13 protein-coding genes are annotated in these 16,503 nt (G+C 51.9%); 8 read left to right on the top strand and 5 right to left on the bottom strand.

The window, feature by feature from the left end:
* Nucleotides 1–178 precede the first annotated feature (178 nt).
* Complete coding sequence (locus ACJHX3_RS07670; protein WP_000170955.1) at nucleotides 179–286, bottom strand: type I toxin-antitoxin system toxin Ldr family protein; 108 nt, start codon at nucleotides 284–286, stop codon at nucleotides 179–181.
* Between the two features lie 405 nt (nucleotides 287–691).
* The gene (chaA, locus tag ACJHX3_RS07675) at nucleotides 692–1,792 is read right to left on the bottom strand and encodes a sodium-potassium/proton antiporter ChaA (RefSeq protein ID WP_000063608.1); all 1,101 of its coding nucleotides are present in this window, start codon (nucleotides 1,790–1,792) and stop codon (nucleotides 692–694) included.
* Nucleotides 1,793–2,061: 269 nt separating this feature from the next.
* Between chaA and chaB the strand changes: the two genes are divergently transcribed.
* Together chaB and chaC are read left to right on the top strand one after the other, a co-directional pair.
* Entirely contained in the window at nucleotides 2,062–2,292 is a 231-nt protein-coding gene (chaB, locus tag ACJHX3_RS07680; RefSeq protein ID WP_001146444.1) for a putative cation transport regulator ChaB, read from the top strand.
* A gap of 157 nt (nucleotides 2,293–2,449) precedes the next feature.
* Nucleotides 2,450–3,145 carry a glutathione-specific gamma-glutamylcyclotransferase gene (chaC, locus tag ACJHX3_RS07685; RefSeq protein WP_001295621.1) on the top strand — a complete coding sequence of 232 codons (696 nt, stop codon included), beginning with the start codon at nucleotides 2,450–2,452 and terminating at the stop codon, nucleotides 3,143–3,145.
* Nucleotides 3,146–3,188: 43 nt separating this feature from the next.
* Here the strand turns inward: chaC and ychN are convergent, their stop codons facing one another.
* Nucleotides 3,189–3,542, bottom strand: coding sequence for a DsrE/F sulfur relay family protein YchN (gene ychN / locus ACJHX3_RS07690; protein WP_001169669.1), 354 nt, complete (start codon nucleotides 3,540–3,542; stop codon nucleotides 3,189–3,191).
* A gap of 185 nt (nucleotides 3,543–3,727) precedes the next feature.
* Between ychN and ychO the strand changes: the two genes are divergently transcribed.
* Complete coding sequence (ychO, locus tag ACJHX3_RS07695; RefSeq protein WP_024180286.1) at nucleotides 3,728–5,122, top strand: inverse autotransporter invasin YchO; 1,395 nt, start codon at nucleotides 3,728–3,730, stop codon at nucleotides 5,120–5,122.
* Here the strand turns inward: ychO and narL are convergent, their stop codons facing one another.
* Together narL and narX are read right to left on the bottom strand one after the other, a co-directional pair.
* Entirely contained in the window at nucleotides 5,123–5,773 is a 651-nt protein-coding gene (gene narL, locus ACJHX3_RS07700; RefSeq protein WP_000070491.1) for a two-component system response regulator NarL, read from the bottom strand.
* Complete coding sequence (narX, locus tag ACJHX3_RS07705; RefSeq protein WP_000918071.1) at nucleotides 5,766–7,562, bottom strand: nitrate/nitrite two-component system sensor histidine kinase NarX; 1,797 nt, start codon at nucleotides 7,560–7,562, stop codon at nucleotides 5,766–5,768. The genes narL and narX overlap by 8 nt, the downstream gene beginning before the upstream one ends.
* Nucleotides 7,563–7,900: 338 nt before the next feature.
* On the opposite strand from narX, the gene narK reads away from it, so the two are divergent.
* The 5 genes from narK to narI all read left to right on the top strand — a co-directional run bounded on the left by narK (nucleotide 7,901) and on the right by narI (nucleotide 16,349).
* Nucleotides 7,901–9,292 (top strand): nitrate transporter NarK, encoded by a 1,392-nt coding sequence (gene narK / locus ACJHX3_RS07710; protein ID WP_000019836.1) that lies wholly within the window; start codon nucleotides 7,901–7,903, stop codon nucleotides 9,290–9,292.
* A gap of 394 nt (nucleotides 9,293–9,686) precedes the next feature.
* Nucleotides 9,687–13,430: a nitrate reductase subunit alpha gene (locus ACJHX3_RS07715; RefSeq protein ID WP_077557273.1), complete on the top strand. Its 3,744-nt coding sequence runs from the start codon at nucleotides 9,687–9,689 to the stop codon at nucleotides 13,428–13,430.
* Complete coding sequence (narH, locus tag ACJHX3_RS07720; RefSeq protein ID WP_000702660.1) at nucleotides 13,427–14,965, top strand: nitrate reductase subunit beta; 1,539 nt, start codon at nucleotides 13,427–13,429, stop codon at nucleotides 14,963–14,965. Before ACJHX3_RS07715 ends, narH begins: the two co-directional genes overlap by 4 nt.
* A complete protein-coding gene (gene narJ, locus ACJHX3_RS07725) occupies nucleotides 14,962–15,672 on the top strand; it encodes a nitrate reductase molybdenum cofactor assembly chaperone (protein WP_094308261.1) in 711 nt (236 codons plus the stop codon). Before narH ends, narJ begins: the two co-directional genes overlap by 4 nt.
* Nucleotides 15,672–16,349, top strand: a complete 678-nt coding sequence (narI, locus tag ACJHX3_RS07730) for a respiratory nitrate reductase subunit gamma (protein ID WP_001160110.1) — start codon at nucleotides 15,672–15,674, stop codon at nucleotides 16,347–16,349. The genes narJ and narI overlap by 1 nt, the downstream gene beginning before the upstream one ends.
* Nucleotides 16,350–16,503: the final 154 nt, after the last annotated feature.

Raw genomic sequence — 16,503 nt, forward strand, 5'->3', positions numbered from 1 at the left:
TCCGGTTTTTCAACAGCTGTTACAGTCGTTTCATGAGTGCTCTGGATGATGCTTCCAGCTCGGGTTGCCAATATTTACTTGTGGAAGAGATAAAGACAAAAAAGGCCGCAGACTGTTACCCCTGCGGCCGGTTTCGGGCGCATATTGCCATCACGGCAGCCTGACGCCCGTTTTCACCTTACTTCCGGTTACGCCACCAGCTGACAATCGCTGCGGTAATAATTCCCGCCAGGATCGGTGCTGCCAGGTCGTGCCAGAAAATCATGGCAAACTGCGCGAGCGTCATATAGCCGCCTTGTTGTAATGACAACATTTTGCGGCTATTCTTGAATTGTTGATGGTTCAAGATTAGCCCCCGTTCTGTTGTCAGGTTTTACCTCTCAACGTGCGGGGGTTTTCTCTTTCCAGCAACCAATGCCACCAGGGATAAAGCCCCCGCAACATTGCGCCTCACCGGATAACGCCGGCTTGGTGTGGATACTACGTCTCAATTCATCTTCACTTCATCCCTGAAATGTTTGCAATAAAGAGTACATTCCGGCTTTTCAACAGCTGTTGCAGTGGTTTCGTGCAGGTTCTGGTACAGGCTCGCAATTCTGATTAACAACCTGTTCAGGTAGTATGAAGAAATACAATAAGCAGGAATTTATATTATCTCCCCCGATTTCTGTCATCGGAGGAGATATAACTGTCAGGCAAATATCGTCATCAAATAGGCGGCAAACAGTGCGAGATGCGCTGCGCCATTGAGCACGTTAGTACGTCCGGTGGAGAAGGAGATATGGCACAGCACTAAAGAGGCCACCATCACCACCATTTCTGGCGCACCAAGTGCAAACTGCAATTCGTTACCCGTCATAAAGGCAATTAGCGTGACGACAGGTACGGTAAGCGAAATGGTTGCTAACACTGAACCAAAGAACAGATTCATCGCGCGCTGGACCTGGTTGTTCAACACTGCTTTTAACGCACCTAAACCTTCCGGCGACAGAATCAACAGAGCCACCAGGAAGCCAGTAAAGGCGACAGGGGCATTCATGCTGTCGAGCAATGTCTCCAGCGGGCTGGCGTTCATTTTGGTCACCGCAATAACGGCAATCAGATGGACAATCAACCAGATAGCATGCCACAGGCTGCTATGGGCAGACGGTTTACCGTGGTGCGGGTCGTCATCATCACTGTCATCTTCGTGCTCGTAGACAAATAAACTTTGATGCGTTTTGGTCTGGATCAGCAAAAATACGCCATACATTGCCGCAGAAATTAATGCTACCAGTAACGCCTGACCGGTTGAAAAATTCGCCGCAGGCAGAGCCATTGGAAATACCAGTACGATTATCGCCAGGGGGAACAGCGCAATTAAATACTGCTTGATACCAAACAGATTCATATATTGGGTGGCAAACTTGCGTCCGCCCAACAATAATGAAAAGCCAACCAGCCCACCGGTAACAATCATAATGATTGAATAGAGCGTATCACGCATTAGCGTTGGCGCGGCGTCGCCGGTTGCCATTAAAGCTGAAATCAAACTGACTTCAAGAATAACCACTGAAAGGCTAAGAATAAGCGAACCGTAAGGTTCTCCCAGGCGATGGGCTAATACGTCCGCATGACGGACAACACTAAAGGCGCTACTTAAAATACCAATAAGAGCAAGAAGATTGATGGCAATGACCACTGGTAGTGTCTGGCTGCTTCCCCACAGGAACAGCACTACCAGCGCCAGAACCGGGAAAATAAGCGAAGTCTCCTTGTGGCGGGTTTTTACCGCCTCTTGAGCATTTGACATTATGGTTATCCCTTTGCAGATGAATTTATCGAAAATGTAAAAAATAGGTAGGAAAAATAACAGAAAGTGTCTGGATATCGGTAACATTTTACGAATTTTTACCCCGCTGTCGATTTTTTACTCATCTGGCCATAAAAATAAGCAATGCGTTTAGACAATGTTTGTTTTAGCGTTTCTTAAGAAGAGTCTGACATGAAAATTCTTATGTTTTGGCAAGAGTGGATATTGTTGACCACACTTAATGTTCAACTTTGTAAAAGGAGTCAACGATGCCGTATAAAACGAAAAGCGATCTGCCGGAAAGCGTAAAGCACGTTCTACCGTCTCATGCCCAGGATATCTATAAAGAAGCGTTCAACAGCGCATGGGATCAATATAAAGATAAAGAAGATCGGCGTGATGACGCCAGTCGCGAAGAAACCGCGCATAAAGTGGCCTGGGCTGCTGTGAAGCATGAATATGCCAAAGGGGATGATGATAAATGGCATAAAAAGTCGTAAAACCGGCAGCTTAGTTAAAGCTATTCGTGCGGTGTTGCCTTGCAAGTGGTCCGTGGATTGCATATTGTCCCGTTAGTGGTTTCCAAATGAGCAGTAAAAATGTCCGGAAGACACCAAATAGTTGTCGCAGGGAAGTATGCAGTGGCGGAGGTGTAAGGTGATAACGCGTGATTTCTTGATGAATGCCGATTGTAAAACGGCATTTGGTGCCATTGAAGAATCACTCTTATGGTCAGCAGAACAACGGGCGGCTTCGCTGGCGGCGACGCTGGCTTGTCGACCTGATGAGGGACCGGTGTGGATCTTCGGTTATGGATCGTTGATGTGGAATCCGGCACTGGAGTTTACCGAGTCGTGCACCGGTACACTGGTTGGATGGCATCGCGCGTTTTGCCTGCGCCTGACCGCCGGGCGCGGGACTGCGCACCAGCCGGGACGGATGCTTGCACTGAAAGAGGGCGGACGCACCACAGGCGTCGCCTATCGACTGCCAGAAGAGACGCTGGAGCAGGAACTAACCCTGCTGTGGAAGCGTGAGATGATTACCGGTTGTTATCTGCCAACCTGGTGTCAGCTTGATCTTGATGATGGACGCACAGTAAACGCCATTGTGTTTATTATGGACCCGCGACATCCAGAATATGAATCTGACACTCGCGCTCAGGTCATAGCGCCGTTGATTGCGGCGGCGAGCGGTCCGCTGGGAACCAATGCACAATACCTGTTTTCACTGGAACAGGAGCTTATCAAACTGGGAATGCAGGACGATGGGCTGAATGATTTGCTGGTATCGGTAAAAAAACTGCTGGCGGAGAATTATCCGGATGGTGTGTTACGGCCAGGATTCGCCTGAGTAAACTTCCCTCATAGTGGGGCGTCGGACGCCCCCTCAAACATTAAAATGTGAGCACTTTATCGGCTGACAGCGTCCATTGCGCCAGTTCCACAAGCGTACCGATTTCCACCCCATCAATCAGAGGAAGTGTGCTAATCCCGCGCCCGTCGGTACAGGTTTTGCACAATTTCACCGGTACATTCTGAGCGGTAAGGATCTCCAGCATTTGCTGAATGTTGTAGCCTTCCCCTGGTTTTTGCCCGCGCAACCCGGCTGTGACCGCATCAGACATCAGGAACAGGCGCAGATCCAGATTGCTCTCCTGCTCTCGTAACGCAATGGCCAGCCGCAAGCTGTTAAACAAGGATTCGCTCCCGTAAGGTGCGCCATTGGCAACGATCACGATTTTTTGCATTATTTACTCCTGTATTCAGGGAATTAGACACTCATCTTCTATCTTACTGCTTCTGCAGCGTCTGACCAATCGGTCACATTTTTAAGGATTTTCCTGAAAGCGCGAGAAAATACGACAAAAGTTACCAGTAATCGTTATTCTTTAGGGCTATGGTTTTTCATTTTTTACCGGAAGTTACCGACGTTTTGAGCCGTTTCGTTCCTCGCATTATTCCGTTTTATTTACTCTTGCTGGCGGCAGGCGGTACCGCTAACGCACAATCTACCTTCGAGCAAAAAGCGGCAAATCCCTTTGATAATAACAATGATGGTCTGCCGGATTTAGGCATGGCACCTGAAAATCATGATGGGGAAAAACACTTTGCTGAAATTGTGAAAGATTTCGGCGAAACCAGTATGAATGATAACGGGCTGGATACTGGCGAGCAGGCAAAAGCTTTCGCATTGGGAAAAGTCCGCGACGCGCTTAGTCAACAGGTTAATCAGCACGTAGAGTCCTGGCTATCACCGTGGGGAAATGCCAGTGTTGACGTCAAAGTGGATAACGAAGGACATTTCACCGGCAGTCGTGGAAGCTGGTTTGTGCCGTTACAAGATAATGATCGTTATCTCACCTGGAGCCAGCTTGGTCTTACTCAGCAGGATGATGGGTTGGTGAGCAATGTGGGCGTTGGACAACGCTGGGCGCGCGGCAACTGGCTGGTGGGTTATAACACTTTTTATGACAACTTGCTGGACGAAAATCTTCAGCGAGCGGGCTTTGGTGCCGAAGCGTGGGGCGAATATTTGCGACTATCGGCAAACTTTTATCAGCCGTTTGCTGCATGGCATGAACAGACAGCCACGCAGGAACAACGGATGGCGCGCGGGTACGACCTGACAGCCCGGATGCGCATGCCGTTCTATCAACACCTCAATACCAGTGTCAGCGTAGAACAGTATTTTGGTGATCGTGTTGATTTGTTTAACTCTGGTACGGGTTATCACAATCCCGTCGCGTTGAGTCTGGGATTAAATTACACCCCTGTGCCATTAGTCACTGTGACGGCCCAGCATAAACAGGGTGAAAGTGGCGAAAATCAAAATAACCTCGGGCTGAATCTTAACTACCGCTTTGGTGTACCGCTCAAAAAACAACTTTCTGCGGGCGAGGTTGCCGAAAGTCAGTCATTACGTGGTAGTCGCTATGACAATCCGCAGCGAAATAATCTACCGACTCTTGAGTACCGACAGCGAAAAACGTTAACGGTGTTTCTGGCGACACCGCCGTGGGATCTAAAACCTGGCGAAACAGTGCCACTCAAATTACAAATCCGCAGTCGTTACGGTATTCGGCAACTGATTTGGCAGGGCGATACGCAGATATTAAGTTTAACGCCAGGCGCACAAGCCAACAGCGCGGAGGGCTGGACGCTGATCATGCCTGACTGGCAGAACGGGGAAAGGGCGAGCAATCACTGGCGATTGTCGGTGGTGGTGGAAGATAACCAGGGGCAGCGTGTCTCCTCCAATGAGATCACGCTAACGCTTGTCGAACCGTTCGACGCATTGTCAAACGACGAACTGCGCTGGGAACCGTAATCAGAAAATGCGCTCCTGATGCACCCATACCGCTGCTTCCACGCGAGACTTGAGCTTCATTTTCTTCAGCATGTGCTTGACGTGCACTTTTACTGTGCTTTCGGTGATGTCCAGGCGGCGGGCAATCATCTTGTTCGGCAAACCCTGGGCAATCAGCTTGAGAATATCGCGCTCGCGTGGGGTTAACTGGTTAACATCGCGTTCAGTAGTGGCACGGTTAGCGCGCAAGCTGGCGGCCAGAACCGGCGTTAATGCTTCGCTTAATACCATTTCGCCAGCAGCAGCCTGATGCAATGCTTTCAGCAGATCTTCCGGTTCCATATCTTTTAACAGATAGCCATCCGCGCCGCGTTTCAGTGCGGTGACCACATCTTCTTCATGGTTAGAGACGCTGAATACCACAATGCGCCCGGAGAGGGACTTTTCGCGCAGTTTATCCAGCGTTTCCAGACCGTTCATGCCGGGCATATTGAGATCTAACAGGATCAGATCGGGATCAAGAGACTCCGCCAGTTCAATACCCTGTTCGCCATTACTCGCTTCGCCAACCACGGTGATATCTGGTGCCATACTGATAAGCTGTTTTACGCCAGTTCGCAGCATCGGGTGATCGTCGATCAGCAGGATAGTAGCCGGTTCCTGATTACTCATGGGTATCTCCTTGGACGTCTGTGAAAGTTTTTTCGGGAATAAAGGTGACAACCACTTCGGTGCCACCTGATTCACGACGGCGGACGCGGCAATCGCCTCGTAAACTTTGCGCACGGTCGCGCATTATTATCATGCCGTAGTGATTGCTGCGGATGGCATTTTCAGGCACGCCGCAGCCGTTATCCTGGACGGTCAGTTTGACCTGATTATCGTTTTGCGCCACCGTCACCAAGACCTCACTCGCTTGCGAATGTTTGAGGGCGTTACTTAATGCCTCACGGGCAATTTGCAACAAGTGGATTGCCTGATGCGAAGGCACCAGACGAGGCGGCAATTGATAATCCAGCTTCACCGGGAAGCCAAATTTGGCGCTGTACTCTTCGCAACTCGCCTCCAGCGCCGGACGTAATCCAGGCTCGGTGAGCTGCAAACGGAATGTGGTGAGCAATTCACGCAACTGCGCCCAGGATGCATTCAGTTCGTTACGGATCTGACTTAACAGTTCGCGGCTGCTTTCTGGCAGCGCATCGCCCTGCATCTGTAAACAACTCACCTGCATCTTCATGCAAGAGAGAGATTGGGCAATAGAATCATGCAGTTCGCGCGCAATGGTGGCACGCTCTTCCATCACGATCAACTGTTGCTGACGTTCCTGATGGCGATCCAGCGCCAGCGTGGCGGTGAGTTGTTCAACCAGGGTATCCACCAGTTGTTGTTGATCATGGCTAAGATGACGCCCCTGCGGCAGAGTCGCCAGCAAAATACCGTACTGCGTATGAGAGTCAGCCAGCCGCCACTTCAGGGTTGTGCCGCGATCGCCAACGGGTAATACGCCGCGTGGGCAGAGCTGGCAGCCTTTATCATCACAAGTCATATCTGGCTGGCAGGTAAACTCCTGATGATTCTCTTCATCATCAGTGTCATACACCCGCAGTTCGATATCACGTAGCAGGGTCAAATTCTGTAAACCGTTGAGTACAGGTGACAGGCGTTCACACAGCGGGGCGCGGGAATGCAATCGGCGGTTGGCCTGCCATAAAAAAGAGAGGATCTGATTTTTATGCTCCAGCCCGGCGGTTTTCTCCTGAACCCGCTGCTCAAGTACGGCATAACTTTCGGCCAATTCTGCAGACATATTGTTCAACGCAGTTCCAAGCATCGCCATTTCGTTGCGCCCGCTGATGTTTGCGCGTTGGGTAAAATCGCGATGACTGACGGCACTCGCCATTGCCAGCAGTTGCCGCCACGGTTGTAGCAATCGCGCCCGCAACCAGATAATAGTGAACACCAGTAAAAGTGCCATAAATACCGCCATTACCCGATGGACCAGCACCACTGTTTCAATGCGCATTTCCGTGGTGCGGTCAAAACCAGATACCAGCTGATCAAGCCCGGCAACAAACTGGCTGACATCCGCTGACACCGTTTCGCGGTTTTGTGCACGCATCAGCGCAGGGATCAGTTCATTACGCCAGTAATCTTGTAAACCCTGTAATTGCGCCAGTTGTCCGTCTCGTTCCGCTGCTCGAGTCAACTCGGCGCTAAATGCCGTTTGTTCCATTTCTTTAATTAAGGGCTTGTCTTTCTCGCTTAATGGCACTGCTGCCAACAGACGGTAACTTTGCATGCGCAGCGATCCCGCTTTGTTGATCGCATGGGCGCTACCCTGAACGCCTTGCACCAGCCAGCCAGAAACCGCCATCCCTGCCAGTCCAATAGCAGTAGAAAGCAACACAATAAGCGCAACCTGATTAACCAGGGTGAGCGGAGAGAGACAACGTTTAAGCATGCAAACCTCTTCCTTCAGGCTTTAAATGAGCAATAACCTTAATGAATGTGACGATACATTCTGGAATGGCAGTATTCTCGGCTATTGGCTGAAGTATACCCATACCCGGAAAGAGTTACTCCTTATTTGCCGTGTGGTTAGTCGCTTTACATCGGTAAGGGTAGGGATTTTACAGCACCGTGAAAAATCTAATAATTTTTATGAAATCACTGTACTCACTATGGGTAATGATAAATATCAATGATAGATAAAGTTATCTTATCGTTTGATTTACATCAAATTGCCTTTAGCTACAGACACTAAGGTGGCAGACATCGAAACGAGTATCAGAGGTGTCTATGAGTCACTCATCCGCCCCCGAAAGGGCTACTGGAGCTGTCATTACAGATTGGCGACCGGAAGATCCTGCGTTCTGGCAACAACGCGGTCAACGTATTGCCAGCCGCAACCTGTGGATTTCCGTTCCCTGTCTGCTGCTGGCGTTTTGCGTATGGATGTTGTTCAGCGCTGTTGCGGTGAACTTACCGAAAGTCGGTTTTAATTTTACGACCGATCAGCTATTTATGTTGACTGCGCTGCCTTCGGTTTCTGGCGCGTTATTACGTGTCCCATACTCCTTTATGGTTCCTATCTTCGGTGGTCGTCGCTGGACGGCGTTCAGCACCGGTATTCTGATTATTCCTTGCGTCTGGCTGGGTTTTGCCGTGCAGGATACCTCCACGCCTTATAGCGTCTTCATCATCATCTCTCTGCTGTGCGGCTTTGCTGGCGCGAACTTCGCATCCAGTATGGCAAACATCAGCTTCTTCTTTCCGAAACAGAAGCAGGGTGGCGCGCTGGGTCTGAATGGTGGTCTGGGCAACATGGGCGTCAGCGTCATGCAGTTGGTTGCTCCGCTGGTGGTATCACTGTCGATTTTCGCAGTATTTGGTAGCCAGGGTGTCAAACAGCCGGATGGGACTGAGCTGTATCTGGCGAATGCGTCCTGGGTATGGGTGCCGTTCCTTGCCATCTTCACCATTGCGGCGTGGTTTGGCATGAACGATCTTGCTACCTCGAAAGCCTCCATCAAGGAGCAGTTGCCGGTACTCAAACGGGGTCATCTGTGGATTATGAGCCTGCTGTATCTGGCAACCTTCGGCTCCTTCATCGGCTTCTCCGCGGGCTTTGCGATGCTGTCAAAAACGCAGTTCCCGGATGTTCAGATTCTGCAATACGCTTTCTTCGGGCCGTTTATTGGTGCGCTGGCGCGTTCTGCAGGTGGTGCATTATCTGACCGTCTGGGCGGAACTCGTGTCACACTGGTGAACTTTATCCTGATGGCGATTTTCAGCGGCCTGCTGTTCCTGACCTTACCGACTGACGGACAGGGCGGAAGCTTCATGGCGTTCTTCGCAGTCTTCCTGGCGCTGTTCCTGACAGCTGGGCTGGGTAGTGGTTCCACTTTCCAGATGATTTCCGTGATCTTCCGTAAACTGACAATGGATCGCGTGAAAGCAGAAGGGGGTTCTGACGAACGTGCGATGCGTGAAGCGGCAACCGACACGGCGGCGGCGCTGGGTTTCATCTCTGCGATTGGCGCGATTGGTGGCTTCTTTATCCCGAAAGCGTTCGGTAGCTCGCTGGCATTAACGGGTTCGCCAGTCGGCGCAATGAAAGTATTTTTGATTTTCTATATCGCCTGCGTAGTGATTACCTGGGCGGTATATGGTCGGCATTCTAAAAAATAAATCTTAATATTTGATTATCCTTTGCGCGGCATGATGTCGCGCTTTTTTTTATCTGTCGTTTAGTTACAACATACTTATGTGTGAGTGGCTTATTTCGCCGGATTTCATTAAGAGCCATTAATATGTTACCCATGGGGAATACTCCTTAATACCCATCTGCATAAAAATCTTAATAGTTTAAATAACTACAGGTATAAAACGTCTTAATTTACAGTCTGTTATGTGGTGGCTGTTGATTATCCTAAAGGGGTATCTTAGGAATTTACTTTATTTTTCATCCCCATCACTCTTGATCGTTATCAATTCTCACGCTGTTTCAGAGCGTTACCTTGCCCTTAAACATTAGCAATGTCGATTTATCAGAGGGCCGACAGGCTCCCACAGGAGAAAACCGATGAGTAAATTCCTGGACCGGTTTCGCTACTTCAAACAGAAGGGTGAAACCTTTGCCGATGGGCATGGCCAGCTTCTCAATACCAACCGTGACTGGGAGGATGGATATCGCCAGCGTTGGCAGCATGACAAAATCGTCCGCTCTACCCACGGGGTAAACTGCACCGGCTCCTGCAGCTGGAAAATCTACGTCAAAAACGGTCTGGTGACCTGGGAAACCCAGCAGACTGACTATCCGCGTACTCGCCCGGACCTGCCAAACCATGAACCTCGCGGCTGCCCGCGCGGTGCCAGCTACTCCTGGTATCTTTACAGCGCCAACCGCCTGAAATACCCAATGATGCGCAAACGCCTGATGAAAATGTGGCGTGAAGCGAAGGCGCTGCATAGCGATCCGGTTGAGGCATGGGCTTCTATCATTGAAGACGCCGATAAAGCGAAAAGCTTTAAGCAGGCGCGTGGACGCGGTGGTTTTGTTCGTTCTTCCTGGCAGGAAGTGAATGAACTGATCGCCGCCTCTAACGTTTACACCATCAAAAACTACGGCCCAGACCGCGTCGCTGGCTTCTCGCCAATTCCGGCAATGTCGATGGTTTCTTACGCTTCCGGCGCGCGTTATCTCTCGCTGCTTGGCGGTACTTGCTTAAGCTTCTACGACTGGTACTGCGACCTGCCTCCTGCGTCTCCGCAAACCTGGGGCGAGCAGACTGACGTACCGGAATCTGCTGACTGGTACAACTCCAGCTACATCATCGCCTGGGGTTCAAACGTGCCGCAGACGCGTACCCCGGATGCTCACTTCTTTACTGAAGTGCGTTACAAAGGCACCAAAACTGTTGCCGTCACGCCAGACTACGCTGAAATCGCCAAACTGTGCGATCTATGGCTGGCACCGAAACAGGGCACCGATGCGGCAATGGCGCTGGCGATGGGCCACGTAATGCTGCGTGAATTCCACCTCGACAACCCAAGCCAGTATTTCACCGACTATGTGCGTCGCTACACCGACATGCCGATGCTGGTGATGCTGGAAGAACGCGACGGTTACTACGCTGCGGGTCGTATGCTGCGCGCTGCTGATCTGGTGGATGCGCTGGGCCAGGAAAACAATCCGGAATGGAAAACTGTCGCCTTTAATACCAATGGCGAAATGGTTGCGCCGAACGGTTCTATCGGCTTCCGCTGGGGCGAGAAGGGCAAATGGAATCTTGAACAGCGCGACGGCAAAACTGGCGAAGAAACCGAGCTGCAACTAAGCCTGCTGGGTAGCCAGGATGAGATCGCTGAGGTTGGCTTCCCGTACTTTGGTGGCGACGGTACTGAACACTTCAACAAAGTGGAACTGGAAAACGTGCTGCTGCACAAACTGCCGGTGAAACGCCTGCAACTGGCTGATGGCAGCACCGCCCTGGTGACCACCGTTTATGATCTGACGCTGGCAAACTACGGTCTGGAACGTGGCCTGAACGACGTTAATTGTGCAACCAGCTATGACGATGTGAAAGCTTACACCCCTGCCTGGGCCGAGCAGATTACCGGCGTTTCTCGCAGCCAGATTATTCGCATCGCCCGTGAATTTGCCGATAACGCTGATAAAACCCACGGTCGTTCGATGATTATCGTCGGTGCGGGGCTGAACCACTGGTATCACCTCGATATGAACTATCGTGGTCTGATCAACATGCTGATTTTCTGCGGCTGTGTAGGTCAGAGCGGTGGTGGCTGGGCGCACTATGTAGGTCAGGAAAAACTGCGTCCGCAAACCGGCTGGCAGCCGCTGGCGTTTGCTCTTGACTGGCAGCGTCCGGCGCGTCACATGAACAGCACCTCTTATTTCTATAACCACTCCAGCCAGTGGCGTTATGAAACCGTGACCGCAGAAGAGTTGTTGTCGCCGATGGCGGATAAATCCCGTTATACCGGACATCTGATCGACTTTAACGTCCGTGCAGAACGTATGGGCTGGCTGCCGTCTGCGCCGCAGTTAGGCACTAACCCGCTAACTATCGCTCGCGAAGCGGAAAAAGCGGGCATGAATCCGGTGGATTACACCGTGAAATCCCTGAAAGAGGGTTCTATCCGTTTTGCGGCAGAACAGCCGGAAAACGGTAAAAACCACCCGCGTAACCTGTTCATCTGGCGTTCTAACCTGCTTGGTTCTTCCGGTAAAGGTCATGAGTTTATGCTCAAGTACCTGCTGGGGACGGAGCACGGTATCCAGGGCAAAGACCTGGGGCAGCAAGGCGGCGTGAAGCCGGAAGAAGTGGACTGGCAGGACAACGGTCTGGAAGGCAAGCTGGATCTGGTGGTGACGCTGGACTTCCGTCTGTCGAGCACCTGTCTCTATTCCGACATCATTTTGCCGACGGCGACCTGGTACGAAAAAGACGACATGAATACTTCGGATATGCATCCGTTTATTCACCCGCTGTCTGCGGCGGTCGATCCGGCCTGGGAAGCGAAAAGCGACTGGGAAATCTACAAAGCCATCGCGAAGAAATTCTCCGAAGTGTGCGTTGGTCATCTGGGTAAAGAAACTGACATCGTCACGCTGCCTATCCAGCACGACTCTGCCGCTGAACTGGCGCAGCCGCTGGATGTGAAAGACTGGAAAAAAGGCGAATGCGACCTGATCCCAGGTAAAACTGCACCGCACATTATGGTCGTAGAGCGCGATTATCCGGCAACTTACGAACGCTTTACCTCTATCGGCCCGCTGATGGAGAAAATCGGTAACGGCGGTAAAGGGATTGCCTGGAACACCCAGAGCGAGATGGATCTGCTGCGTAAGCTCAACTACACCAAAGCGGAAGGTCCGGCGAAAGGCCAGCCGATGCTGAACACCGCAATTGATGCGGCAGAGATGATCCTGACACTGGCACCAGAAACCAACGGTCAGGTAGCCGTGAAAGCCTGGGCTGCCCTGAGCGAGTTTACCGGTCGTGACCATACGCATCTGGCGCTGAATAAAGAAGATGAGAAGATTCGCTTCCGCGATATTCAGGCACAGCCGCGCAAAATCATCTCCAGCCCGACCTGGTCTGGCCTTGAAGATGAACACGTTTCATACAACGCCGGTTATACCAACGTTCACGAGCTGATCCCGTGGCGTACGCTCTCTGGCCGTCAACAGCTGTATCAGGATCATCAGTGGATGCGTGATTTCGGTGAAAGCCTGCTGGTTTATCGTCCGCCGATCGACACCCGTTCGGTGAAAGAAGTGATGGGCCAGAAATCCAATGGCAACCCGGAAAAAGCGCTCAACTTCCTGACGCCGCACCAGAAGTGGGGTATCCACTCCACCTACAGCGACAACCTGCTGATGCTGACTTTAGGTCGCGGTGGTCCGGTGGTCTGGTTGAGTGAAGCCGATGCTAAAGAGCTGGGTATCGCCGATAACGACTGGATTGAAGTCTTCAACAGCAACGGTGCACTGACTGCCCGTGCGGTTGTCAGCCAGCGTGTTCCGGCAGGGATGACCATGATGTACCACGCGCAGGAACGTATCGTTAACCTGCCGGGTTCGGAAATTACCCAACAGCGTGGTGGTATCCATAACTCGGTCACCCGTATCACGCCGAAACCGACGCATATGATCGGCGGCTATGCCCATCTGGCATACGGCTTTAACTACTACGGCACCGTAGGTTCTAACCGCGATGAGTTTGTTGTGGTGCGTAAGATGAAGAACATTGACTGGTTAGATGGCGAAGGCAATGACCAGGTACAGGAGAGCGTAAAATGAAAATTCGTTCACAAGTCGGCATGGTGCTGAATCTCGATAAGTGCATCGGCTGCCACACCTGTTCAGTTACCTGTAAAAACGTCTGGACCAGCCGTGAAGGCGTGGAATACGCGTGGTTCAACAACGTGGAAACCAAGCCGGGCCAGGGCTTCCCGACTGACTGGGAAAACCAGGAAAAATACAAAGGCGGCTGGATCCGTAAAATAAACGGCAAACTGCAGCCGCGCATGGGTAACCGTGCCATGCTGCTGGGTAAAATCTTCGCTAACCCGCATCTGCCGGGGATCGACGATTATTACGAGCCGTTCGATTTTGACTATCAGAACCTGCATACCGCGCCGGAAGGCAGCAAGTCGCAGCCGATTGCCCGTCCGCGTTCACTGATTACCGGCGAACGGATGGCGAAAATCGAAAAAGGGCCGAACTGGGAAGATGACCTGGGCGGTGAGTTCGACAAGCTGGCGAAAGACAAGAACTTCGACAACATCCAGAAGGCGATGTATAGCCAGTTCGAAAACACCTTCATGATGTATTTGCCGCGCCTGTGCGAACACTGCCTGAACCCGGCATGTGTGGCGACCTGCCCGAGCGGTGCGATTTACAAGCGTGAAGAAGATGGCATCGTCCTGATCGACCAGGATAAATGCCGTGGCTGGCGTATGTGCATCACCGGATGCCCATACAAAAAAATCTACTTCAACTGGAAGAGCGGTAAGTCTGAGAAGTGCATCTTCTGCTATCCGCGTATTGAAGCCGGTCAGCCGACGGTGTGCTCTGAAACCTGTGTCGGTCGTATCCGTTATCTCGGCGTGCTGTTGTACGATGCGGACGCCATTGAACGTGCAGCCAGCACCGAGAACGAGAAAGATCTCTACCAGCGTCAGCTGGAGGTGTTCCTCGATCCGAACGATCCGAAAGTCATCGAGCAGGCAATTAAAGACGGTATTCCGCTGAGCGTTATTGAAGCCGCACAGCAGTCGCCGGTTTATAAAATGGCGATGGAATGGAAACTGGCGCTGCCGCTGCATCCGGAATATCGCACACTGCCGATGGTCTGGTACGTGCCGCCTCTGTCTCCGATTCAGTCTGCAGCAGACGCGGGTGAGCTGGGTAGCAACGGCATTCTGCCAGACGTCGAAAGCCTGCGTATTCCGGTACAGTATCTGGCGAATCTGCTGACCGCCGGTGATACCAAACCGGTACTGCGCGCGCTGAAACGTATGCTGGCGATGCGTCATTACAAACGTGCTGAAACCGTTGACGGTAAAGTTGATACCCGTGCGCTGGAAGAGGTCGGTCTGACCGAAGCCCAGGCACAGGAGATGTACCGTTATCTGGCGATTGCTAACTACGAAGATCGCTTTGTGGTGCCGAGTAGTCATCGTGAACTGGCACGGGAAGCCTTCCCGGAGAAAAATGGCTGCGGCTTTACCTTTGGTGATGGCTGCCACGGTTCAGATACCAAATTCAATCTGTTCAACAGCCGTCGTATCGATGCCATCGATGTGACCAGCAAAACGGAGCCGCATCCATGATCGAACTCGTGATTGTATCGCGTCTCCTTGAATATCCGGATGCTGCCTTATGGCAGCATCAACAAGAGATGTTTGAGGCGATTGCCGCGTCGAAAAATCTGCCAAAAGAGGATGCCCATGCGCTGGGCATTTTCCTGCGCGATTTAACGGCGATGGATCCGCTTGATGCTCAGGCCCAGTACAGCGAACTGTTCGACCGTGGTCGTGCCACGTCACTGTTGCTGTTTGAACATGTGCACGGTGAATCCCGCGACCGCGGTCAGGCGATGGTGGACCTGCTGGCACAGTACGAGCAGCACGGTTTGCAGTTAAACAGCCGCGAATTGCCGGACCACCTGCCGCTGTATCTGGAGTATCTGGCGCAGCTTCCGCAAAGCGAAGCCGTGGAGGGTTTGAAAGATATTGCGCCGATTCTGGCATTGCTGAGCGCGCGTCTGCAACAGCGTGAAAGCCGTTATGCCGTGCTGTTTGATCTGCTGCTGAAACTGGCCAATACCGCTATCGACAGTAACAAAGTGGCGGAAAAAATTGCCGACGAAGCGCGCGACGATACGCCGCAGGCGCTGGATGCTGTCTGGGAAGAAGAGCAGGTTAAATTCTTTGCTGACAAAGGCTGCGGTGATTCAGCCATCACTGCCCATCAACGTCGCTTTGCCGGTGCCGTCGCACCGCAATATCTGAATATCACCACCGGAGGACAGCACTAATGCAATTCCTGAATATGTTCTTCTTTGATATCTACCCGTACATAGCCGGGGCGGTCTTCCTGATTGGTAGCTGGCTGCGTTATGACTACGGGCAGTACACCTGGCGCGCGGCGTCCAGCCAGATGCTGGATCGCAAAGGGATGAACCTGGCGTCGAACCTGTTCCATATCGGTATTCTGGGGATTTTTGTCGGCCACTTTTTCGGTATGTTGACGCCGCACTGGATGTATGAAGCCTGGCTGCCGATTGAAGTGAAACAAAAAATGGCGATGTTTGCTGGTGGTGCCAGCGGCGTGCTGTGTCTGATTGGCGGCGTGCTGTTGCTGAAACGTCGTCTGTTCAGCCCACGCGTGCGTGCAACGACTACCGGAGCGGATATCCTGATCCTGTCGCTGCTCGTTATCCAGTGCGCGCTGGGCCTGTTGACCATTCCGTTCTCCGCCCAACATATGGACGGTAGCGAGATGATGAAACTGGTTGGCTGGGCGCAGTCGGTAGTGACCTTCCACGGTGGCGCTTCTCAACACCTTGATGGTGTGGCGTTTATCTTCCGTCTGCACCTGGTCCTGGGGATGACGTTATTCTTGCTGTTCCCGTTCTCACGTCTGGTACACATCTGGAGCGTACCGGTGGAGTATCTGACACGTAAGTATCAGCTGGTGCGCGCTCGTCACTAAGCGAATTTTAGTTTGCATAGACCCCGCTTCGGCGGGGTTTTTTTATGGGCACGGTACGGGGTGAGTTGTCGGATGCGCTTCGCTTATCCGACCTACAGGGGAGGATATTGTAGGTCCGGTAAACGCGGTGCCATCGGGCAGAATTAGCTCGGAG

Origin of the sequence: Escherichia sp. WS1265, from assembly GCF_046487585.1 — a bacterium.
GTDB classification, from domain to species: Bacteria; Pseudomonadota; Gammaproteobacteria; order Enterobacterales; family Enterobacteriaceae; genus Escherichia; species Escherichia coli.